Source organism: Microbulbifer donghaiensis, from assembly GCF_900129095.1.
GTDB classification, from domain to species: domain Bacteria; phylum Pseudomonadota; class Gammaproteobacteria; order Pseudomonadales; family Cellvibrionaceae; genus Microbulbifer; species Microbulbifer donghaiensis.
The window spans coordinates 15,375-37,997 of sequence record NZ_FQVA01000010.1; the positions used below are offsets into that span (position 1 = coordinate 15,375).

Annotated in this window: 23 protein-coding genes and 1 pseudogene; 12 read left to right on the forward strand and 12 right to left on the reverse strand. The window is 58.5% G+C overall.

Annotation, left to right across the window (positions count from 1 at the left end):
* Positions 1–200: 200 nt before the first annotated feature.
* The 5 genes from BUC36_RS18045 to BUC36_RS18065 form a co-directional block, all read right to left on the reverse strand.
* Positions 201–914, reverse strand: a complete 714-nt coding sequence (locus tag BUC36_RS18045) for a DUF4194 domain-containing protein (RefSeq protein WP_073277812.1) — start codon at positions 912–914, stop codon at positions 201–203.
* Positions 907–2,334 (reverse strand): Wadjet anti-phage system protein JetA family protein, encoded by a 1,428-nt coding sequence (locus BUC36_RS18050; RefSeq protein ID WP_073277814.1) that lies wholly within the window; start codon positions 2,332–2,334, stop codon positions 907–909. The genes BUC36_RS18045 and BUC36_RS18050 overlap by 8 nt, the downstream gene beginning before the upstream one ends.
* Before the next feature lie 15 nt (positions 2,335–2,349).
* A complete protein-coding gene (locus BUC36_RS18055) occupies positions 2,350–2,538 on the reverse strand; it encodes a DUF3012 domain-containing protein (RefSeq protein ID WP_073277816.1) in 189 nt (62 codons plus the stop codon).
* A gap of 93 nt (positions 2,539–2,631) precedes the next feature.
* Positions 2,632–4,005, reverse strand: coding sequence for a cysteine--tRNA ligase (gene cysS / locus BUC36_RS18060; protein ID WP_073277818.1), 1,374 nt, complete (start codon positions 4,003–4,005; stop codon positions 2,632–2,634).
* Positions 4,006–4,121: 116 nt separating this feature from the next.
* Entirely contained in the window at positions 4,122–5,792 is a 1,671-nt protein-coding gene (locus BUC36_RS18065; protein ID WP_073277820.1) for a glutamine--tRNA ligase/YqeY domain fusion protein, read from the reverse strand.
* 210 nt (positions 5,793–6,002) lie between these two features.
* Here BUC36_RS18065 and BUC36_RS18070 point away from each other — a divergent pair, with 210 nt between their 5' ends.
* The 4 genes from BUC36_RS18070 (at position 6,003) to BUC36_RS18085 (ending at position 9,004) form a co-directional block, all read left to right on the forward strand.
* A complete protein-coding gene (locus BUC36_RS18070; RefSeq protein WP_073277822.1) occupies positions 6,003–6,512 on the forward strand; it encodes a peptidylprolyl isomerase in 510 nt (169 codons plus the stop codon).
* Positions 6,513–6,534: 22 nt separating this feature from the next.
* Positions 6,535–7,263, forward strand: coding sequence for a UDP-2,3-diacylglucosamine diphosphatase (locus tag BUC36_RS18075; RefSeq protein WP_073277824.1), 729 nt, complete (start codon positions 6,535–6,537; stop codon positions 7,261–7,263).
* 113 nt (positions 7,264–7,376) lie between these two features.
* The gene (locus BUC36_RS18080) at positions 7,377–8,552 is read left to right on the forward strand and encodes a saccharopine dehydrogenase NADP-binding domain-containing protein (RefSeq protein ID WP_073277826.1); all 1,176 of its coding nucleotides are present in this window, start codon (positions 7,377–7,379) and stop codon (positions 8,550–8,552) included.
* Complete coding sequence (locus BUC36_RS18085) at positions 8,549–9,004, forward strand: DUF2269 domain-containing protein (RefSeq protein WP_073277828.1); 456 nt, start codon at positions 8,549–8,551, stop codon at positions 9,002–9,004. The genes BUC36_RS18080 and BUC36_RS18085 overlap by 4 nt, the downstream gene beginning before the upstream one ends.
* Positions 9,005–9,017: 13 nt before the next feature.
* Here BUC36_RS18085 and BUC36_RS18090 read toward each other — a convergent pair whose 3' ends face one another.
* Positions 9,018–9,650, reverse strand: coding sequence for a malonic semialdehyde reductase (locus BUC36_RS18090; protein ID WP_073277830.1), 633 nt, complete (start codon positions 9,648–9,650; stop codon positions 9,018–9,020).
* Positions 9,651–9,871: 221 nt separating this feature from the next.
* Here BUC36_RS18090 and BUC36_RS18095 point away from each other — a divergent pair, with 221 nt between their 5' ends.
* Entirely contained in the window at positions 9,872–10,132 is a 261-nt protein-coding gene (locus BUC36_RS18095) for a DUF3081 family protein (RefSeq protein ID WP_073277832.1), read from the forward strand.
* A gap of 125 nt (positions 10,133–10,257) precedes the next feature.
* On the opposite strand, the gene miaE is transcribed toward BUC36_RS18095, so the two are convergent.
* Both miaE and BUC36_RS18105 read right to left on the reverse strand, forming a co-directional pair.
* Positions 10,258–10,887 (reverse strand): MiaE family protein, encoded by a 630-nt coding sequence (gene miaE / locus BUC36_RS18100; protein ID WP_073277834.1) that lies wholly within the window; start codon positions 10,885–10,887, stop codon positions 10,258–10,260.
* Between the two features lie 76 nt (positions 10,888–10,963).
* A complete protein-coding gene (locus tag BUC36_RS18105; protein WP_073277836.1) occupies positions 10,964–11,710 on the reverse strand; it encodes an iron-containing redox enzyme family protein in 747 nt (248 codons plus the stop codon).
* 162 nt (positions 11,711–11,872) lie between these two features.
* Here BUC36_RS18105 and BUC36_RS18110 point away from each other — a divergent pair, with 162 nt between their 5' ends.
* A complete protein-coding gene (locus BUC36_RS18110) occupies positions 11,873–12,799 on the forward strand; it encodes a hypothetical protein (RefSeq protein ID WP_073277838.1) in 927 nt (308 codons plus the stop codon).
* Between the two features lie 68 nt (positions 12,800–12,867).
* Here the strand turns inward: BUC36_RS18110 and BUC36_RS18115 are convergent, their stop codons facing one another.
* The 3 genes from BUC36_RS18115 to BUC36_RS18130 form a co-directional block, all read right to left on the reverse strand.
* Positions 12,868–13,410, reverse strand: coding sequence for a MerR family transcriptional regulator (locus BUC36_RS18115; RefSeq protein ID WP_200797323.1), 543 nt, complete (start codon positions 13,408–13,410; stop codon positions 12,868–12,870).
* Between the two features lies 1 nt (position 13,411).
* Entirely contained in the window at positions 13,412–13,813 is a 402-nt protein-coding gene (locus BUC36_RS18120) for a hypothetical protein (protein ID WP_073277840.1), read from the reverse strand.
* A gap of 209 nt (positions 13,814–14,022) precedes the next feature.
* A complete protein-coding gene (locus tag BUC36_RS18130) occupies positions 14,023–14,478 on the reverse strand; it encodes a DUF1289 domain-containing protein (protein ID WP_084536274.1) in 456 nt (151 codons plus the stop codon).
* Between the two features lie 310 nt (positions 14,479–14,788).
* Here BUC36_RS18130 and acnB point away from each other — a divergent pair, with 310 nt between their 5' ends.
* The 3 genes and pseudogenes from acnB to BUC36_RS18645 all read left to right on the forward strand — a co-directional run.
* Entirely contained in the window at positions 14,789–17,404 is a 2,616-nt protein-coding gene (acnB, locus tag BUC36_RS18135; protein WP_200797324.1) for a bifunctional aconitate hydratase 2/2-methylisocitrate dehydratase, read from the forward strand.
* 174 nt (positions 17,405–17,578) lie between these two features.
* A complete protein-coding gene (locus BUC36_RS18140) occupies positions 17,579–18,430 on the forward strand; it encodes a sulfotransferase family 2 domain-containing protein (RefSeq protein WP_073277847.1) in 852 nt (283 codons plus the stop codon).
* 391 nt (positions 18,431–18,821) lie between these two features.
* A pseudogene (locus BUC36_RS18645) lies at positions 18,822–19,385 on the forward strand (aconitase family protein); the annotation flags it as partial.
* 75 nt (positions 19,386–19,460) lie between these two features.
* On the opposite strand, the gene BUC36_RS18155 reads toward BUC36_RS18645, so the two are convergent.
* The gene (locus BUC36_RS18155) at positions 19,461–20,441 is read right to left on the reverse strand and encodes an integron integrase (protein WP_073277859.1); all 981 of its coding nucleotides are present in this window, start codon (positions 20,439–20,441) and stop codon (positions 19,461–19,463) included.
* 332 nt (positions 20,442–20,773) lie between these two features.
* Between BUC36_RS18155 and BUC36_RS18160 the strand changes: the two genes are divergently transcribed.
* The 3 genes from BUC36_RS18160 to BUC36_RS18165 all read left to right on the forward strand — a co-directional run.
* Complete coding sequence (locus tag BUC36_RS18160) at positions 20,774–21,265, forward strand: hypothetical protein (RefSeq protein WP_073277861.1); 492 nt, start codon at positions 20,774–20,776, stop codon at positions 21,263–21,265.
* Between the two features lie 179 nt (positions 21,266–21,444).
* Positions 21,445–21,654 carry a hypothetical protein gene (locus BUC36_RS18915; protein ID WP_143187045.1) on the forward strand — a complete coding sequence of 70 codons (210 nt, stop codon included), beginning with the start codon at positions 21,445–21,447 and terminating at the stop codon, positions 21,652–21,654.
* A gap of 651 nt (positions 21,655–22,305) precedes the next feature.
* The coding region (locus BUC36_RS18165) for a transposase (RefSeq protein WP_143187046.1) at positions 22,306–22,623 on the forward strand (318 nt) is incomplete at its 3' end.

The window sequence follows — 22,623 nt, forward strand, 5'->3', positions numbered from 1 at the left end:
ACGTAGATGCCTGTTCATATTTTTAAATGCTGCGCATTTTGTAGGATGGGCAAAGGAGCGAAGCGATGTACCCATCAGGCCAGACTGATGGGCACGCCGCGCTTTGCCCACCCTACGGATTTTTCGCTGTAGGAGCCTGCTTGCTGGCGAAATGATCAGGGCTTCGTAGCCTTTCGCCTGCAAGCAGGCTCCTACAACCACTAATCGGATTCAGTACCCACGAACAGACTATGATCTTCGCTGTTCGGCGTGATGCGCTGCTCGAGTTCTTTTACCTGTTCTTCTTGCGGCTGTCCGTCGAACAGCTGCTGCAATGTCTCCTCGCTGACAAAATGGGCAACGGTCGGGCGCACCCGCAACCAGATTTCCGCAAGGGATTCGGTTTCCTCGCCGGCAAATTGCACCAGGCGCAACTGGCGCAGCTTCTTTAGCAGGTTTTTGCGCTCCGCCAGCTTGTCCGGCAGCGACATCTTCAACAGGTTGCGAAGCCCCAGTTCCAGCGCTTCCAGCGACAGTGCGGCGCAGCCGCTTTCATCCACCTGCCCTTCCCTGAGCGCCTTGTCGTATTCGACACGCAGCACCAGGATCGCCGCCACCTCCTGTTGGCTCAGGCGCGCGCGAAAACCGCCGTGATGAGGTTCTTCCTGGTCAGGCATGCCGGGTACCTCGGCACCCGGCGGGTACACGCGGATAAACTGGAAGCGACTGTCGTGCTGCAAGCGCAGGCCTAAAGGGGCCAGCCACTCACGGATCAGCTGTTCACAGCGCTGGAAGCGGTCGTACAGAACCGTTTCCACCTGACTCTCGTCACGGCAGATAACGCCGTAATCCAACAGGCGCACCAACAGTTCGGAAAACTCTCCGCGCGTCAGGCGACACTGGGCCAGCGCTTCTTCCAAGGCCTGTTCAATCACTTTCTTTCAGTTCCAGAATGTATTCGTCAAATTGGACAAAGTAGTCGTTACTGGCGGTCGCCCCGGTAAACTCTACCTGCACCGCGGCGGTGCCGGCCTGGTTTACCGCGGCCGCTTCGACCATGTGACTCATCGCCAAAAGATCGCGGGCATCTTCCAGTGGCAGATCGCGACTGTTGATACGACGACCACTGCCCAGTGCCTTCTGCAGATATTCACGCAGATCGCTGCTATTAAAATTGAAAGCCTGGTCCAGCAGTTGCTGCAACAGTATGTCACGGCGACTCTCTTCCGCCAGTGGCGCTTCGTCCTCGACCCGGGTGTTGACCGGCTGTCGGCGGCTGCGCTGCCACAACTGGGTCTGTTTCGGGTCGAACAGACGCAACTGGAATCCACCCAGTTCGCCGCCGAGGCGATCCAGCAATGCCGATTTCTCTGCATTGTCACCGAGGCGCTGGCACAGGTCGGTGAACTCGCCCTCGGACTGGCTGTGCAGATAGCTGAGCTGGCGGATAATGATGTCGGCGCGCTTGGTAAAGCCCTGCAGTGCCCGGCGTAGCGCAGGCAGTTTGACCTCGCAGGCGCGGCGCATACGGTCCTCGATGGTGTCGAGCATCAGCCACAGCAGTGATCGTCCCTCCTCCACCAGCTCCGGCAACATTTGCCGCAGGCGCCTCTCCCACTCCGCCTTGAGAGTTTTCTCCTTGCGGCGAATCCGCGCAATGACGCGGCCGATGGCATCGCGGTGTTTCTCCACGCTGTCGGCAGACAGGCGAATCGCCAGATCCGGCTGGAAGCGGCTCTCCATAAACGAAAAGAATTCGTCGGTGGCCTGTTGCACCAGCAGCTGGGCCTCTACTTCCCGCACCATTTCCCGCTTGCGCTCTTCGAGCTCCGCGATCATGTCAGTGAAGTCGGCAACGATGCGCTCCGAGTACTCCCAGGCATCGATGAGGTCGTGAATCTCCCCCCGGGCCGCGAACGCTTCCAGTGCATTGAGGGTGTTGCGGGTATTGCGGTGGCGGGTGCGCACGCGGGCACTGTCCACCTCCACCAGCGGCTGGGTGAACAGGCGCCCGCGGCGACTGAACGGAAAAGTGGCGGACAGCGTCGCGCTGTCCACCTGCTTTTCCAGCCAGCCGAATTCCACCAGGCTATTCAGCACCCAGACCGCCTGCTCGCGGAGATTGCGAAAACGCCCCTCAGATTCCGGGTTGTCGTCATCGCCGTCCAGTTGCGGTGCCCGGGTCAGCGCCTCGCTGAAAATCTCCAGGATCTGCTCGCGCGCCAACGACTCGCCATAATCCGCCTTGGCGGTATACAGCCGCTCATACAGCAGGCGCAGGCATTCCACCACCTGCTCGCGGTATTTTCCGGTAAGGGGGCGAAAGAAGTGCTGATAGGAATCGACGAAGAACAACGGCGTCGATTCCGCTTACTCTTCTTCAGGCTTTTGCTTGAATACGCAGTGCTTGGTGTAGTCGCCAGCGTCGTTCAGGGACCACTCGCCCTTGGGGATTTCATCCATCTTCTTGCACCACTTCTCCGAGCCGCGCTTGGGCTCACAGGCAGTGAGAGTGATCAGGGCAAGTGTAGAAAAGGACAAGACAAAGATTTTTTTCATGGTTTATTTCTAGTTATGTCTACGTATGAATTTATGTCGTCATAACAGCACAGAGCCTGTGCCGGCATAACGACACCAGTTAATAGCGCGTAATTACTCCCGCCGCCACTTGGTGCCTTCGCGGCTATCTTCAAGCACCACACCCTTGGACTTCAACTCCTCGCGGATTTCGTCAGAGCGGGCGTAATTTTTGTCCTTTTTGCTCTGGGCGCGTTCCGCGATCAGCTGTTCAATTTCCTCTGCGGAAATCGACTCGCCGCCGCGAACCTGCTGGAACCAGGCTTCCGGGTCCTGCTGCAGTATGCCGAGCATCTCGCCCGCACGCAGCAGCAGCCCTTTCAGGCGCGCCTTGTCACCTGCCTCAGCCTTGTTCAGGTCCTTGGCGATCTGGTGCAGCTCGCTGATCGCGATCGGCGTATTCAGGTCATCTTCGAGCGCGGCCATAAACGCGGAACTGCCGAGATCCACCTCGGCCGCAGGCACGGCTTCGGTCTCCCGCAGCGCACCGTAGAGTGAGTCGAGACTGCGCCAGGCCTGGTCCAGCAAGTCGGCGCTGAAATTCAGTTCCGAGCGATAGTGGGCCGACAGCAGTGCGAAGCGCAGCACCTCGCCCGGATACTGCTTGAGCAGGTCGTTGACCATGCGGAAGTTGCCCAGGGACTTGGACATCTTCTCGCCTTCAATATTGACGTAGCCGTTGTGCATCCAGTAGCGCACAAAGTCCACACCGTTGGCGCAGCAGCTCTGGGCGCGCTCGTTCTCGTGGTGCGGGAACGTCAGATCGCGGCCGCCGCCGTGAATATCGATGGTCTCGCCCAGGTGCTTCTTGATCATCGCCGAGCACTCCAGGTGCCAGCCGGGCCGGCCGCGACCCCAGGGGCTGTCCCAGCCGGGCTCGTCATCCTTGGACGGCTTCCACAGCACGAAATCACCGGCGTACTTCTTGTAGGGCGCCACTTCCACCCGCGCACCGGCGAGCATATCGTCGAGGGAGCGCTTGGACAGCTTGCCGTAATCCGCCATGGAGTCCACCGCGAACAGCACATGGCCCTCGGCGGCGTAGGCGTGGCCCTTTTCCAGCAGCCGTTCGATCATGTCGATCATTTCCGGCAGGTGCTGGGTCGCATAGGGAATGACATCCGGCTCCAGATTATTGAGCGCCGCCATGTCCTCGAAGTAGGCCTCGGCGAAACGCGCCGACAGCGCGCCGATCTCTTCGCCGTTGTCCCGCGCGGCCTTCATGATCTTGTCGTCGATATCGGTGATATTGCGCGCGTAAATCACATCGCTGAAGTTTTGCTTCAGCAAGCGATACAGGGTGTCGAACACGACCACCGGGCGCGCATTGCCGATATGCACGCGGTTGTATACCGTCGGGCCGCAGACATACATGCGCACGCGGTCATCCACGAGGGGCTGGAAGGGTTCTTTCTGTCCGGAGAAAGTGTTGTAAAGCTGTAAGGCCATCTGTTCTCACAAGTTCTTTTGATTGGTGATGCTCAATGGCGAGCAGCCATCCCTGGAGCGGCCGCCGGCCCGGCCATCCTTGGCCGGTCGCAAAAATGGGCAGCGAGCAATACTCGCTACTCGCCCATTTTTGCCCAGCTGTCGCGCAGACCGATGGTGCGGTTGAATACCGGTTTCTCCGCGGTGCCGTACTTGTTGTCGCGGCAAAAGTAGCCGTTGCGCTCAAACTGATAGCTGTGCTCCGGCGCGGCCGAGGCCAGTCCGATCTCGCCCTTGCAGCCGCTCAGCACCTGCAGGTTGTCCGGGTTTACATGGTCGAGGAAATTCTTGCCGCCGGCATCCGGGGCCGGATCGCTGAACAGGCGGTCGTACAGACGCACTTCGCAGTCCACGTTTTTCTCCGCGGAAACCCAGTGAATCACGCCCTTCGGTTTGACGCCATCGGCGGGGTCCTTGCCCAGGGTATCCAGATCCACAGAGCAGACGACCTCGATAATCTCGCCGGCATCATTCTTGATAACCTCGTCCGCCTGAATCACATAGGCGTTGCGCAGGCGCACCTTCTTGCCAAGTACCAGGCGCTTGTATTTCTTATTGGCCTCCTCGCGGAAGTCCTCCTGCTCGATGTACAAGGTGCGGGTGAACGGCAGGTCCCGCGCCGGCAGGTCTTCGCGCACCGGGTGACCGGGTGCGGGGAGAATCTCCTCCCGGCCTTCCGGGTAATTGCTCAGCGTGACCTTGAGCGGCTCCATCACGCACATGGCGCGGGGCGCGTTCTTGTCCAGCTCGTCGCGGATACAGTATTCCAGCATGCCCACATCGACGACCGAGTCAGAGCGGGTGACTCCGATCATCTCGCAGAACTTGCGAATGGCGGCCGGCGGCACGCCGCGGCGGCGCTGGCCGGACAGGGTCGGCATACGCGGGTCGTCCCAGCCGTCCACGTGCCCCTCATCGACCAGCTGCTTCAGCTTGCGCTTGGAGACCACGGTGTAGTTGAGGTTCAGGCGCGCGAACTCGTACTGGCGCGGGCGCGCCGGCACCGGCAGGTTCGCAATGAACCAGTCATACAGCGGCTTGTGGTCCTCGAACTCCAGCGTGCAGATGGAGTGGCTGATGCCTTCGATGGCATCGGACTGGCCGTGGGCGAAGTCGTAGCTCGGGTAGATACACCACTTGTCGCCGGTCTGGTGGTGCGCCATCTTCTTGATGCGATAGATGATCGGGTCGCGCAGGTTGATATTCGGCGCGGCCATATCGATCTTGGCGCGCAGGCTGCACTCGCCCTCTGCCATCTCACCGTTCTTCATTTTGTCGAACAGCTCGAGATTCTCCTCCGCCGAGCGGTCGCGGTAGGGGCTGTTCTTGCCCGGTTCCGTCAGGGTGCCGCGGTAATGGCGCGCGTCTTCCGGCGACAGGTGGCAGACGTAGGCCTTGCCCTCTTTAATCAGGTGCAGCGCCCATTCGTGCAGCTGGTCAAAATAATCCGAGGTGTAGCGGGCTTCACCGTTCCACTCAAAACCGAGCCAAGACACATCGCGCTTGATCGCGTCGACATATTCTTCCTCTTCCTTGGCAGGGTTGGTGTCGTCGAAGCGCAGATTGCAGGTACCGCCGAATTCCTGCGCGAGACCGAAGTTCAGGCAGATGGACTTGGCGTGGCCGATATGCAGGTAGCCATTGGGCTCCGGCGGAAAACGGGTCGCCAGTTGGGACACCCGGCCCCCGGCCAGGTCTTCGCGAATAATGTTCTGTAAAAAGTGAGCGGGCTTGCTCTCGGATGTCATAGGATTCTCTATTACAGCTGTGCGAATGTAAGCGGCGGATTATAGCCCAGATGGATCCCAGAATATCGAGTCCGGATCGGCGTTTTCTTCTGCCCCACCTGCGCCTGCTCAATTTTTGAGCGAACCAGTCGATCGCGGCATCAGGCCATTTTACAGCCCCTGTCGACACGGTATTATGCCGCCCCAAACACACCCCTGTTAGGATATTTTATGATCACCCTGCACACCACCCACGGCGATATCGCCATCGAACTGGACTTCGACAAAGCCCCGAAAACTGCGGCCAATTTCCTGCAGTACTGTCGTGACGATTTCTACACCGGCACCATCTTCCACCGGGTGATCGACAACTTCATGGTCCAGGGCGGCGGCATGACCCCGGATATGGAACAGAAGCAGACCCGCGAGCCGATCGAAAACGAAGCCGACAACGGCCTTAAGAACGACACCGGCACCCTGGCCATGGCTCGCACCATGGATCCGCACTCCGCCAGCTCCCAGTTCTTTATTAACGTGAAGGACAACGATTTCCTGAACTTCCGCAGCAAAGACCCGCAGGGCTGGGGCTACTGCGTGTTCGGCAAGGTGGTCGAAGGCATGGACGTGGTGAACAAGATCAAAGGTGTGAAAACCGGCACCAAGGGCTTCCACCAGGACGTACCGACGGAAACCATCGAGATCACCGGCGTGACGGTATCCGACGCCTATTCTGACAAGTAATACGGAAGCAAAGGCCGGAACATTGTCTTCTTACCTCATTTCCGATCTGCACCTCGACGAGAGCCGCCCGGACGTTACCCGGGCGTTCTTCGATTTTCTGCGCGGTCGCGCCGCCGGCGCCGAGGCGCTGTATATCCTCGGTGACTTCTTCGAGGTGTGGATCGGCGATGACGACGACGCCCCCCTTGCCGCCGAAGTCGCCCGCGAGCTGAGCCGCTTCAGCGGCAGCGGCGCCGAACTGTACCTGATGCACGGCAACCGCGATTTCCTGCTCGGTCAGGACTTCGCCCACCGCGCCGGCGCGGTGCTGCTGCCGGACCCAAGCACCATCACCCTGGCCGGCCGGAAAGTGCTGCTGATGCACGGTGACAGCCTCTGTACCCGCGACAGCGAATATATGGCGTTCCGCCAACAGGCGCGGGATCCCAACTGGCAGCAGGCGCTGCTGGCCAAGCCGCTGGAAGAGCGCCGGGCCATCGCCACCCAGATCCGCGCCGTCTCCAAGTCCATGAACAGCCGCAAGGCGGAGGACATCATGGATGTGACCCCCGAGGAAGTGGAGAATGCCATGCGCGCAGAAGGCGTCCACACGCTGATCCACGGCCACACCCACAGACCCGCGCGTCACGCCCTGACTGTCGACGGCGCGCCGGCGGAGCGCATTGTGCTCGGCGACTGGGCTGCGCAGGGCTGGTGCGTCAAAGCGGACAAAGATTCACTTGAATTGATCCACTGGCCCATTGCATCCTAACCAACAGGCAAAGGGCATATTGAGCGCCCTTGCCGACTTGGAGCGCACCTAGGCGAGCGAACGCGAGCGATGCGCAGCAGATAAGACGGCGACTAGGGACTGGGGCGCTGCAAATGGTCAAAAGCTACATCAAAAGCTATAAAAAGCGCGTACTGATACTCGGCGGCTACGGCAATTTCGGAGCGCGTATCGCCCGCATGCTCAGCAGCGAGTCGGACGTCCAGCTGATCATCGCCGGGCACGACCGCTTCAGAGCCGAGCTCTGCGCGTCCAATCTACCCGGCATCGCCGAAGGCCTGCGCCTGGAACGCGATGCCATTAACCTGGCGTCACAGCTCAAAGCCCTGCATCTCGACCTGCTGATCCACTGTGCCGGTCCCTTCCAGCAACAGCAGGATTACCGCGTCGCCCAGGCTTGTATCGAATCCGCCACGCCCTATATCGACATCGCCGATGCGCGCCGCTACGTGTGCGACTTCAACCGCCTGTCACCCGCCGCGGAAACCGCCGGTATCGCCATGGTCTCGGGGGCCAGCTCCCTGCCAGCGCTGAGCTCCGCGGTACTGAAGGAAATCGCGCGCGAATTGCCGACGATCCGATCCGTTGATATAGCCATTGCCCCCGCGCACCGCATCGTGCGCGGCTTCGCCACGGTACGCGCCGGCTTCGAGTCCCTCGGCGAGAGCTTTCCGCTGCTGCAGAACGGCGAGTGGCGCGAGTCCTATACCGGCAACTACCTACACAGTGTCAAACTGGCGCACCCGGTCGGCAAACGCTGGCTGTGTGACTTCGATGTCCCGGACCTGGAATTGTGCCCCCGCTATCTGCCAGAGGTGCACAACGCGCGTTTCGCCACCGGACTGCAGCCGCGCACGCTGCAAACCGGGCTGTCAGTGTGCGCCCGCCTGGCGCGTCTGCACCTGCCCACTGCCAGCCCGCGCTTTGCCCGCCTCGGCCACAAACTTGCCGCCCACTGGCCCGGCGGCAGCAACCACGGCGGTATGCTGATCCGCGCGGACGGTACAGACCAGTTTGGCGACGTCGCTTCCTACCAATGGCAGATCCTCGGCCTGAACGGCGACGGCCCCTGGATTCCCGCCGCGCCGGCGGCGGCCCTAGCCCGCAAATACCTGCGCGGCGACTGGAGTTTTGTCGGCGCCCAGGCCTGCTGGCAACTGCTGACAGTCGACGAGATACTCACCGAGCTGGCGCCCTATTCTGTCGTCACCGCCATGGAACGGCTGGAACCTCACGCACAGATGGCGCCGGCAGTGGCCGCCAGTTCATGAACCTCTACCTGACCCTGAAGACACTGCATGTTCTCAGTGCAATGGTTGTACTGGGTACGGGCATCGGTATTGCCTGGTACACCCTGCGCGCGTGGCTGTCCGGTGATTTACAGGTATTCCGCTGGATCAGCGGCGAGACGGTGGCGGCCGACTGGATCTTTACCAGCAGTGCCATCGTCGCACTGCTCGGTAGCGCCGCAGGGATGCTGGCGATCAACCCGGCCTGGCTGCAGCAGTTGTGGCTGCAACTGGCGATTATGCTGACCGGCGCCGTGTTTCTGCTTTGGCTGCCGGTGGTGATTCTGCAATACCGCTTGCGCCACCACGCCCGCGAAGCCAGTACGGATGCGATTCAACGCACCATGCGGCTCTGGTGCCTGCTCGGTGCGGCCGCGTTTCCGCTGATGGTGCTGATCGTTTTCCTGATGGTGACCAAGCCCGCCGCCCTGTAAGCCGCGCCGCTCTTCAGAGAATCTTGCATACCTCGGCAAACTCGAATCTTGGTCCGCGCGGGTACAATAATTTCGGATCACCGTAACCCAGATTGCAGAGAAAGTTCGACTTGATATGGCTGTCCGGGCAGTGCTCCTGCTGGAACGCCGGCGCGCTGCTTTTTTCGCTGAAAAACTCGTGATCGACCATGGCATTGTCAAACCCGGACATGGGGCCGCAGTCCAGGCCCAGCGAGCGCGCCGCGAGAATAAAATAGCCGCCCTGCATCGAGCCGTTGCGAAATGCCGTGGTGGCCGCCAGCTCCGCATTGTCCACATACCATTCGCGCGCCGGCGCGTGCGGGAACAGCTTGGGCAAATACTCGAAAAACTTATGGTCGTGCGCGATGATTGCGGTTACCGGCGCCGCCATGGTTTTGTCCACGTTGCCCTCATTCAGCGCCGGCCGCAGCCTCTCTTTGGCCTCTTTCGTCTTAACAAAGACGATGCGCGCCGGGCAGCAGTTGGCGCTGGTCGGCCCCATTTTCATCAACTCATAGAGCTGCTTCAGGGTCTCATCACTGACCGGCTTGTCCAGCCAGTGACTGTGCGTTCGGGCCTCGCGAAATAGCTGATCCAGGGCCTCGGATGAAATTGGATCGCTCATCTCCACCTCCTCATATAACCGCGCACGCTCATTAAGCAGTTATAGCGTAGCGGCAGGTTTGGTTTAGAGCGGGCTTCCAGCCAGATCAGAAACACAAAACCTGCCGCCGGCGTCGGGTCAGTGGCCCGCATGCGATATGTCGTCTAAGCTGTCAGACGGCAACAGCCGCCAAATTGCCTGGCGGCAAGAGAAAAATAGCCGTAGCGGCAACGGGAGATTCCGTGGAGCAGGAGCACAAGATTGACGTCAAGGAGGCACTCCGGGTGTTCGACAAAGCCACCAAGGAGGGCGTCAAGGAGAGCGACGGCTGGCACTATCGCGGGCTGACCGTCAGCACGGACTTCGACGGCTACACGGTATTTATCAATTCAGCCAAGGTGCAGCTCACCGTTTTCTTTCACAACAAATATACCGTCGACTACGACAGTGCCGACGACCTGCAGGAATTTGTCGACCTGCTGGCAAAGCTGGACCGGGATTAACCGCCAGTAACCCAAGGCGCCAGGTCAAGAACGCAGGATGGGCAAAGCGAAGCGTGCCCATCGCGGTGCCGCCTGATGGGCACGTCGCTACGCTCCTTTGCCCATCCTACGCTCCCTTGCCCATCCTACCTCTCGGATTCGCGGTGAGGCACGCCGCTGTGAAAACGGAACTCGCCGTCACCCCCTTCGACCAACTGCCGCTCCACCGCCAACAACGCCTGTATGCGCGGCTCGATGTCCTCGGCGGTCGCCTTCTGTGCCAGGGTCAAATAGTCGCGGAAATGGCGCGCCTCTGACTTGAGCAGCGACAGATAAAACTTTTGCAGTTCTTCGTCCAGGTGCGGCGCGATACGCGCGAAACGCTCGCAGGAACGCGCCTCGATAATTGCGCCACAAATCAGCGTATCCACCAGACGCCCCGGTTCGGCACTACGCACTTCGGCACGCAAACCGGCCGCATAGCGGGAGGCACTGATATGCGGGTAAGTGATACCGCGCTTCTTCATGATGGCCAGCACCTGTTCGAAATGGCGCAGCTCCTCCCGCGCCAGGCGCGACATCTTATTCAGCAGCTCGAAGTTGTCCAGATAGCGGAACATCAGGTTGAGCGCCGTGCCCGCCGCCTTCTTCTCGCAGTTGGCGTGGTCCACCAGCATCATCTCCGGCTCCGCCAACGCTGCCTCTACCCAGGCGTCCGGCGTCGGGCACAGCAGAAATTCATGAATGGCGGTCAGATCGGGGACTTGGGCGTTCATACGGCGAATGGCTCGGTCAGGCGCTGGGCTGTGGAAAGCGCGGGATTATAGCCGCAAGGCACGGGAATAGCAGGTTTCAGTGCCGCGCCGGAGCCTCGGGCTTCATCGGCAGCAGGCCACAGTGCTCCGCCACCTCGTCGCGATACTTGAGCCAGCCGTGCAAGACCTGCCCCATCCACTGCAATACCTTGGGCCGCGCCGCTTCATCGACAAAATCCAGCATCAGGTGCCAGGCCGCCTTGCGGTGACCGCCTTCCACCTGGTGATGGACCCGGCTCAGGGCGAGATTCTCCACCGGCAAGCCGTAATGCTTGACCAGCGGATGTTCGGAAGCCGCAAACTGCGGGCGCCGGGGGTGGCCCGGTTCCAACTCACCGCGCTCATATTGCGTCCCCTCGAGAAACAGCGTGGTGACGGCGGCCGCGATCTCCCAGCCTCGCCCAGAGGTAGCCTCGTCCAAAATCGCGCGGAACTCCGCCGCTGCCGGCAATAACGCAACCTGCTTGAACCGGTCTAGGTTCATGCCGAGACCGCGCGGGTACTCGAGAAACAGCTCCGGGTGCGGTATGCCGCCGCTCAAGCCCCCGGTTTCTTCTTCGTAGATATTCTCCGCCAGCTCCCGCCGTACCGCGGCGATCGGGCACTGGATATAGGCGCGCCCCAGCAGAATCGGGAAATCCCGCACATAGGTGCCGTACTCCTGCTCCAGATGGATATGCAGCAGGTCCCTGGGCACCTGCCCCGCAGTAAACGCCGGCCAGGCCCAATGCACCTTGCGCTCCATTACATGCAGGAGCGCCTCTTTGAATTCGCAGCGGTTCATGGCGGCAATGGTAGGCAGGCGGCCGGCCGCACGGTAGTTCCCGCTGTTGGCCCAAGCGCTGGAATTTGGCAGGGGGATAGATCGGTGGTCGGTTTCTGATTATTTGATAACGGCTTATTAAGTGGATTAATATTTGCGATACACAACGCTGGAAATGCAATCATGACGGACCTCCGGAAGCTGGCAGCGGCAATCCCACCCTTGCTGGAGCAGCTCCATACCAGCGCCGCGGACCTGCACCAGTCACTGGCGCAACTGCAGGATGCCCCCAGAAACTGGCAGCACTACCTGTTGCAACCGGCCTTTGCCCGCGATGCGGCCGAGCGTCTCGGTGTTTCCTTTGAGCAACCATTCGCCCTGGCCGGAGCACTGTTTGCACAGCTGGATTACTGCGACCCGCTCGACGCGGCCGGTGATGCCCGCGCTACTCTGCAGATTCCGGGACTGCTGGCGGTGCCCACTGCCACCATCGCGGCCGCCGAACAACTGAATGCAGACAAGGATGCATTCGCCAGGGCCGTGGCCGCGTACAAGGAGGCCCTGAGCGACCGCCCCGCCCTGGAGCGGGACCGCAACCTGCGCGAACTACTCGCCAACGCCGGCCATCCCCGCGCCCACCTGCGCCAGTGCTATCGCCAGGTACTGTTGTGTGAGGAGCGACCGGATGCCATCGCCCTGTCCTGGATCAAGGCGCGCAAGTCGATCCGCAAGGTGACGGTGCAGTGGTGTGAGAAAAAACTCGTACAGCTGGACCCGCAGGGTTCCGACCCGGGCATCCAGTATCAACGGCAACTGCTGGCCGGGCTGCACAAGCGTCAGCATGAAGATCTGCGCCAGGTACAGGTCCAGAGCCGACCCAACCTGCAGGTGGCGGAAATCTTCCGCACGCGCGACGGCGAGATATACCGTCAGGTAGGCTACGCGGCCATGCCCGTATTGGTGCCCGGAGATGATAGTGGCCAGCTGCCGGACTTTACCCGCGTGGACCACCAGCCGAGCCTGAGCCGACGCCGGCAGCGGCGCGACCTCGCCCTGTCATCGGAGCCTTTTTTGCCGGCGCTGCGGGTATTTCTGCGGGAGCCCCGCTGAGCGGAAGGGAAAAGGAGCCGGAAAACACTCCGGCTCTGCTAAGCGTTCAGGCCAAACAGCACCGGTATTCAATTGTCGCCGCCCTGTCGCGAGCGCCGACGGATATCCGCGATTTCCTGTTCGCTCAGCCCCAGTGACTGCAAAAACTCCCGGTGCGCCTCAGGCGCATCGCGCTCAAACGCGGCGTGCCAGCGCCGCCGACCGAGCTGATCCATACCGGCCTCTTCAAGCATCGCCACCCACTGGGCCACATCGACATTCGGCGCAGCCTCGCCGCCGCGCCCGAGCAGCTGCACGACCAGTTTCTGCTGTGCGCGCAGCCGCGCGATTTCTTCGTTGAGCGCGGCCAGCTGTTGCTCCAGCGCCACCTCTACCCTGCCCCCGGATTCACTGTCGAGAATGTCGCAGATCGCCTGGAGCGACAGGCCAGCGTTGCGGAAAGTTGCTATGCGCTCCATGCGCGCCATTTCCCGCTCGCCGTAGAGCCGGTAGCCGCTGTCGCTGGTGCTCGCCGGTGTCAGCAGGCCGACACGGTCGTAATAGAGCAGCGTCGAGCGGGACAAATTGAAGCGCCTGGCGAAGGCAGTAATGGTCAGCATCGAGTTACTCATATCAGTCCAACGGCACCAGATCCGGTTCGACCCAGCGGCTCCGAGCTTCTGCCGAATTCAGGCACTCGTCACTGTAATGATGCGCCAACAGACCGCGGGCATCACTGAGCAAATCGGCATTGGCGGCAAGGAATGATGCGAAATCGGACCCGTCACCGCTTTTCATGCGTCCGGCCATAATCCGCACCAGCGCCTCACTGACCGTATGGTGAAATTTATCCCTGGCGCCCAACGCAATCGCCAGGCTGCGGATGCCCGCACACACCCGATCACAGGCCTCCCGCAGCGGGTAGCGACCCAAATACAGCCAGGCGATGCGCAGGTGGCCGCGGTGATCAAAGTGCCCTGCTGCCAGGGTCTGGTCGCGAAATTGCGCCAGAAATATCGCATCGTCGATTTCCATGGTTTATCTCTCCAGCCAGGTGAACGCGGCCAGCTTCAACTGTGAAGCTGTAGACGGGTCAACGATAAATCGGGCTGTGTTCGAGCGGTGCAGGAATAAATGGGCGAAACCTATTTACCAGATCGGTAGAGACAGCCTGAAGCAAACAATACCGTTCGAATTCCTCGAAGGAGCAACTAAGCGCCCGCATGCAGAACAGCGTTAAAGGATCAGACTACAGCCAGTCCCGGGGCGACAAAACGCTGGTAATAGGCCACCGACAGCGCGTAAAAATCGTCATCGATGCGTTTGCGCAGCTCCACCAGCGACACGTCGCGTGCCTGGGGGGTCAACTGCAAGCCGTAGTCGCGCGGGTTATCGATTTGGCTGGCGCCGGCACGCAGTAACTCGAATACCCAGCAATAGGGATTCTGCTCCTCGTTGAAGCGGATCTGCTGGTGACGCAACTGCGCCAGCAGCAGCTTCTGATCGACGATCTCCAGCTGGCTGCGCACCGCATTGACCAGGTACCCCTCGCGGCGCTCGGCGATAATGCGCCGTTGCTCCTCGGAGTAGGCGTTCCAGTCGATCACCTCGTGGGCAAAGCGCTTGCAACCGCGGCAGACATCATCGCCGATACCGGTGGAGCAGACGCCAATGCAGGGGGTGCGCACCTTTTTGTACATCAAATAACCAAATCAGTTTGCACAGGCTGAAATCAGCCTGAAATGAGGTAGGAGAATTTTGACCGGTAGACTATTTTGTTTGGATTCCGAAAGGAAGCGCATCGCCCACGAATCGACCAAAATTCACCAAACAAATAGTCGCAATTCGCGTAAGTTATTGATTTTTCAATAAACTTAACAGCATTACGGCTTTGCTGTAGAATTCGCCACCCGCCTCCAGCGGCCACGAATAAAAAAATCCCGGCACCGAAAACGATCGGGAATTCCGCCTGCTGTTGGTGCCACCCCACATACCAAGAGGGACATATCCGTGCTTGAAGCCTATCGCAAACACGTCGCCGAGCGCGCCGAACAGGGTATTCCGCCGAAGCCGCTCAATGCCGAGCAAGTAGCTGGCCTGGTTGAACTGCTGAAGAACCCGCCCGCCGGCGAAGAACAGGAACTGGTAGAACTGCTCACCCACCGCGTACCGCCGGGTGTGGACGAGGCCGCTTACGTCAAAGCCGGCTTCCTGTCTGCCATCGTCAAAGGCGAAGCCGAGTCCCCGCTGATCGATCGCGAGCACGCGATCAAGCTGCTGGGCCAGATGCTGGGCGGCTACAACATCTCCACCCTGGTTGAACTGCTGGACGACAAAGACCTGGGCGAGCTGGCTGCCGAGCAGCTGAAAGGCACCCTGCTGATGTTCGACGCCTTCCACGATGTGGAAGAGAAAGCCAAAGCCGGCAACGAACACGCCAAGGCCGTGATTCAGTCCTGGGCCGAGGGCGAGTGGTTCACCAAGCGCGACAAGGTGCCGGAAAGCATCAAGGTTGCCGTCTTCAAGGTCACCGGCGAAACCAACACCGACGACCTGTCCCCTGCCCCGGATGCCTGGTCGCGCCCGGATATCCCGCTGCACGCGCTGGCCATGTACAAGATGACCCGCGACGGCCTGGAGCCGCAAGAGCACGGCGTCACCGGCCCGTTGAAGCAGATCGAAGAAGTGAAAGCCAAGGGCCTGCCGGTCGCCTTCGTCGGTGACGTGGTCGGCACCGGTTCCTCCCGTAAGTCCGCCACCAACTCCGTACTGTGGTTCTTCGGTGAAGACCTGCCGGGCGTGCCCAACAAGAAAGGCGGCGGTATCTGTATCGGTGGCAAAGTAGCACCGATCTTCTACAACACCATGGAAGACGCCGGCGCGCTGGTATTCGAAGCGCCGGTCGACGACCTGAACATGGGCGACGTGATCGAGATACGCCCCTACGACGGCAAGATCCTGGCTGAAGACGGCAAAGTCCTGTCCGAGTTCGAACTGAAGTCCGACGTACTGCTGGACGAAGTTCAGGCTGGCGGCCGTATCAACCTGATCATCGGCCGCGGCCTCACCGGCAAGGCCCGTGAATCCCTCGGCCTCGGCGCTTCCGACCTGTTCCGCACGCCGGAGCAACCTGCCGACACCGGCAAGGGCTACACCCTGGCGCAGAAAATGGTTGGCAAGGCCTGTGGCGTTGACGGTATTCGCCCCGGCACCTACTGCGAGCCGAAGATGACCACCGTTGGCTCTCAGGACACCACCGGCCCGATGACCCGCGACGAACTGAAAGACCTGGCGTGCCTGGGCTTCTCCGCGGACCTCACCATGCAGTCTTTCTGTCACACCGCCGCTTACCCGAAGCCGGTGGACATCGACACCCAGCACACCCTGCCCGACTTCATCATGAACCGCGGCGGCGTATCCCTGCGCCCGGGTGACGGCATCATCCACAGCTGGCTGAACCGCATGCTGCTGCCCGACACTGTCGGTACCGGCGGCGACTCCCACACCCGCTTCCCGATGGGCATCTCCTTCCCGGCCGGTTCCGGCCTGGTAGCCTTCGCCGCTGCTACCGGCGTTATGCCGCTGGATATGCCGGAGTCCGTACTGGTGCGCTTCAAGGGCGAAATGCAGCCGGGCATCACCCTGCGTGACCTGGTACACGCCATCCCCTACTACGCGATCCAGCAGGGCCTGCTGACCGTCGAGAAGAAAGGCAAGAAGAACATCTTCTCCGGCCGCATCCTCGAGATCGAAGGCCTGGACAACCTGACCGTCGAGCAGGCGTTCGAGCTGTCCGACGCCTCCGCCGAGCGCTCCGCTGCTGGCTGTACCATCAAGCTGCCGGAAGACGCCATCGCCGAGTACCTGCGCTCCAACATCACCCTACTGCGCTGGATGATCGCCGAGGGCTACGGCTCCAAGCGCACCCTGGAGCGCCGCGCACGCGCCATGGAAGAGTGGCTGGAGAAACCGGAACTGATGAGTGCCGACGCCGACGCCGAGTACACTGCGGTGATCGAAATCGACCTGGCCGAAGTGAAAGAGCCGATCGTATGTGCTCCGAACGACCCGGACGACGCGCGCCTGCTCTCTTCAGTAGCCGGCGACAAGGTGGACGAGGTATTCCTCGGCTCCTGCATGACCAACATCGGTCACTTCCGCGCCGCGGGTAAACTGCTGCAGCAGCACAAGGGTGGCATCTCCACCCGCATGTGGATCGCTCCGCCCACCAAGATGGACGAGCACCAGCTGATGGAAGAAGGCTACTACAACATCTATGGCGCAGCCGGTGCCCGCACCGAAATGCCCGGATGCTCCCTGTGCATGGGTAACCAGGCGCGCGTGGCCCCGAACAGCACCGTGCTGTCCACCTCCACCCGTAACTTCCCGAACCGCCTCGGCGACGGTGCCAACGTGTACCTGACAAGCGCGGAACTGGCCTCTGTAGGTGCGATCCTGGGCAAGCTGCCGACTCCCGACGAGTACCAGCAGTACGCAGCCAACCTGGACTCTATGTCTGCGGAAATCTACCGCTACCTGAACTTCGACCAGATTGAGGAATTCCAGAAATCTGCCGAAGAAGGCAAGCGTATCGCCGCCACTGAGATTCAGGATGTCGCCGTTTAAGCGATAACCGATCTCACGAAAGAGCCCCGCCCTAACCGGCGGGGCTTTTTTGTATAATCTTCGCCTGAACACTTCCACAACACATTATGCAGCTTTTTACAGAAGTGCAGCCCCAATTCAATTACGGTCATCAAAAGTCAATCATAGCGATGCACCAGAGGTCGGAAACGAGTGATGAACAAGCTTATAAAGTTGGCTAAAGGAGCTCTAGCAAGAGCGCCTTTCAACGACCATCTTGCTCGGCCCGGCAGCAGCAAGGCGCCCCCAAGAATTTACTTTTGCCATATTCCAAAAAGTGCCGGCTCTTCAATTGCATCCGCAATTCGAGATCAAGTTTATTCCCGCCACAACCTAGATGGATTTAACATTGACCCGCGAGCCAGTCTGCGAGCAGGAAAAGTTACAGAGAACTCACTGATGCAGGCTCGCGAAGTAATACTTGCCTACAATCTATCGGTAAAAGCCAACTTCTTCGGCAAAGGACACTGCTATTGCCGCCCGGGTCTGATTAAGGAGTTCGCCAGCCAATGGAACTTTATTACAGTCCTCAGAAACCCGATTGACCGGTGGATCTCCGAGTATGTTTATAACACTTACAAGCAGGGCGATTGGACAAAGAACGACCTCCCCTTAAATGAATATCTAGAGTCCAGAAAAGCAGAAGCCGGAGGACAGCAATTAATCCGCTATTTCTCCAATTATTCTTTGAATTTTCGCTCTTCCCCGCGGGATCACATAGACGAAGCGCTTGAAAACCTATCCCGGTTTGCCATTGTAGGAACAATGGAAAATTTAGACACCTGGGCTGATGAGCTCATGAAAAAGTTTTCATTCGAAATTAAATTGCCCAGTATTAACAAGAGTCCGAGCAATCAAGCAGTAGAACAAATTCGATCAAACCCAGCTGTAATGAGAAAGATTGAAGACCTATGCAGGCACGATCTTGAACTCTACGATAAATTTACAGCGAAGCATGGAAATCTTTACTCCAATCCAAGCATTGATCCCGGCAAAGCGAGTGCTTAACCTATGCATATCGACCTGAACTACACAGCTAAGCAATCACACCTTTACATATAGGTCCCACGGTTATCTCCAGCACTACCCGATGGGCACGCTCTTTCCTGATGCTATCTAGCTGGTGTCCTTCGCTCTTTCCTCCAGCATGAGGCCTCGAGATATGGCGGAGTCCGACCGTGTGCGCGTCAAACGCCAGATGCAGCCAGCCATCGCCCTGCAATCCACTCCCTGTTACGCGATCCCGCAGGGCCTGCTGAAACAGGGAGATAGGCAACAAGAACATCTTGTGCCACATCCGCGACATAGAATGTCTGGACAACCAGACGATCGAGCAGGCTCACTAGCTGCCAGAACCCATCACCTCAGGCTGCAGCTTCAAACGCCCCCTGGGACGCCCTCACGCACCATGAAAGAGTTGCTGGCAAAGTTGACACTGGTGAATGGCAAAAAGAACGCCGAATACGCTTCAGAAATCGAAATCCCTCTAGCCGAAGTGAATTAGCCGATCGTGTTCATGCCGAACGATCTGGACAACGCCTGCCTGCTGAATGATGCCGCCAGCGACAAGGCAGTCGAGCATCAACTGATGGAAGAAGGCTACTACAACATCTACGGCGCCGCCGGTGCCCGCACCGAGATGCCCGGATGCTCCCTGTGCATGGGTAACCAGGCGCGCATGGCCCCGAACAGCACCGTGCTGTCCACCTCCACCCGCAACTTCCCGAACCGCCTCGGCGACGGTGCCAACGTGTACCTGACCTCCGCGGAACTGGCCTCTGTGGGCGCGATCCTGGGCAAACTGCCGACTCCTGAAGAGTACCAGCAGTACGCGGCCAACCTGGACTCCATGTCTGCGGAAATCTACCGCTACCTGAACTTCGACCAGATTGAGGAATTCCAGAAATCTGCCGAAGAAGGCAAGCGCATCGCCGCCACTGAGATTCAGGATGTCGCTGTTTAAGCGATAACGGATCTCACCTAAGAGCCCTGCCCTAACCGGCGGGGCTTTTTTTACCCGCCCAAAAAGCATCGCAAGTTAATCCAGCGGACTGACCACGCCACGCTCATGGATACCGATGACATGGGTATAGATCATGGTGGTATTGATATCGTTGTGCCCGAGCAACTCCTGGATATTGCGAATATCCGTACCCGACGCGAGCAGCTTTGTCGCAAATGAGTGGCGAAACGTATGACAGCTGGCCTTTTTGCGGATACCCGCTTCTGCCAACGCCTTAGCCACGGCACGGCGCACCTGTTGCTCACCCACGTGATGCCGCCGCATCACCTGGCTGCGTGGATCCACCGATCGATCCGGTGCCGGGAATATGTATTGCCAACCGGGACTGGTCGCCGCCTTCGGGTACTTTTTCGCCAGCGCATGCGGCAGATACACCGCCCCAAAGCCCTCCTCCAGATCACACTTATGAATCGACAGCGCCAACTCAATTTGTACCCGCAAAGGGGCCGCAAGAGAGTTCGGTAGAAGTGTCCGGCGCCACTTCTCCCCTTTTGCTTCACGAACAAAAATGCACTTATGGCCAAAATCCACATCCTGCACCCGCAGCCTGACGGCCTCCATGACCCGCAGCCCGGAACCGTACATCAGGGAAACCAGTAACCGGTGATGGCCGTGCAAATTATCAATAACCGCCGTCGCCTCTTCGTGAGTAAACACAACCGGAAGGCGCCGCCCCTTACTGGTCCTGTCGAAGTCCAGCTTACCGAGCTCGATATTCAAGAACTGGCGATACAAGAACACGATGGCGTTCAGCGCAGTTTTTTGCGTGTTGACGGACACATTGCGCCGCGCGGCCAAGTGACCCAACCAGGCATCCACCTCGACCTTGCCCATCTCCTCGGGCCTGCGCATCTTGTGAAATCGAATGTAGTCCCGAATCCAGCCGCAATACGTCTTTTCCGTCCGATACGCCAGCTGCCGTCCACGCATAAAGGCACGCAGCCTGTCCATAAAACGAACCGGCCGCGCCGGAATTGGTACGGGTATATCATCCATGAGCGCCCCCTCGCCAAAAGACTGGTTATTTATACAGCATAAGCGATCAATGACCAATATCGCCCCGGCATTTCAGTCGTCACGACCGTGATTTCCAAAGCAGCTCTTCGATACACCGAAAACCGATTCAATATCAATCGGTTACCATCAGGAGCAGGTACTTGGGATAGTGGTCGCGGAGACCGTTTTGCCCTGCGGGCTTAGGACGCATAACCCTGCGAAAAGCTTGACGAATCAAGGGGTTGGCGTCATTCTGGCGGAAAATCTACTTTGAGATATGCGTCGGTGGGATATCGGTCCTGACGACCACGATACAAATGTTAGCACTCAATATGAAAAAAGTACTATTGACAATACTTGCACTTACATTGGCAACAAAAGTCATGGCTAATTCATTCACTTATGATATTCAGCAGGCTGGTTACGATTTCGATCAGTATGACCTGAAGGGCGAGGCAACCTATCAGATATTTCTAGAAGAATTCCGGAAATTTCCCTGGAAAGAGCAAGTAGGCAGGGATACTGGCGGATCAGAACCAACTATTTCAGTAAAGAATAGAGAGATAAAAACTGATTACTGGGTATCAGTAGTGGGTGAGCCAAGTGAATACGCCTACTTGGTTGGCATTGTTTATCCAAAAACGGTTAAATCTCTCTTCGGCTTTGGCAAAGAAAAAGAAGTTCGTTGGGTATCAATATATATCGCAGAAAGTCAGGAAGTTGTAGAAAGTACTTTTAAATACTATTTCGATAGTAATATTCCACTGCTGAAGGAGGAGCTATCAAAGCTCCCACTATTCTTAGAGCAAGAGGCTCGGTATTAGTGCTAACCATTCGTTGCAGGGGACAGGCTACAATATGCACCTTTTGCGCGGGTCGCTGCGCTCCCATTCTCGCGCAAAAGGCACATATTGCAGCCTGCCCCTGAACTCGGCGTTATGTTTCAGAAGGCTGCTAGCGTTGCGCTTTTTGTCTGTTTGGTGTTTGAAGGGAGGATGAATTGATGGCATTTTTATCCATTGTACTTATAGTCGTATTAGCCATCGGTTTTGAATTAGCTTATGAAAAAATTCGTGGATCCGGTCGAATGTATAAAGCCGATGACACGATGGAAGCCATGACCAATAGTGGAGTTCAAACCTCACTCAGACTTATTGGCTTTGGTTTGCTATCTATTGTGATTGTTGCTGGTCTTTCTCAACGGTTCTTTTAGGTGCAAAACATAACAAGGTGCGGCAGACCGACGTCTTACTTTATGCGCTTTTTGCGCAGTCGCTACGCTCCTATTTTCGCGCAAAAAATACACAAAGTAAGCCGCCGCTGCGCACGGCGTTAATGTTCAGGTTCATCATGCCGCCGCCTAAAATTTTCAGCGTGCTTGATGAGCCATTCGGCGGCTTCTGGCGTTGTAGAAGCGGTATCGCTAGCAGGGATTGACGGTTGATTTAAAGAGCCTTCAGTGGATTCCCTTCGTTAGGGTTTTCAATGGCGGCGGAAGAATTAGCGTGGGACTTTCCTGTTTGGCTTTTAGGCCGCTCCAGGGAAAGCGTGGTTGGGTTTCACCAAATGTGCCGCTCGTAGTATGTTAGGACTTTTGGGGGTTCCGGATCTGTGGTCTTTTAACACGGTTTACTGCTTTCAGGTCCCCAACATTAACAAGGCCGGGCAGCCAGGCTCCGGGCCTTCGGCCCTCCGCGGGACAGCTTACCTTGTGCACGTTTTGCGCGGGTCGCTACGCTCCCATTTTCGCGCAAATCGCGCACAAGGTAAGCTGCCCCTGCTGGCGGCGTTCTGGCTGTAGAAAAACTCTTAAAAACCAGTAGTTTTTGATAGAATTGGTGGATCATAAAAAGGGATATCCGCCATGCCCAACTTCAAGCGGTATAACTACAACCAGGATGCCATGGTTGTGATCAATTTCGAGGAGCAGCTACAGCCTGGCACCTTCGAATTCACCCTCCATCACCTGATCGACGATCATATCGACCTCTCCGTTTTCTACGATAAGTACCAAAATGATGCCGGCGGCCGCTCAGCCTACGACCCGGCCATTCTGCTGAAGATCATTTTGTTCGCTTATTCAAAAGGCATAACTTCCAGTAGAGAGATTCGATGGCAGTGCGAGCACAACATTATTTTCAAGGCGCTGTCCTGTGACAGTGTGCCGCACTTCACCAGCATT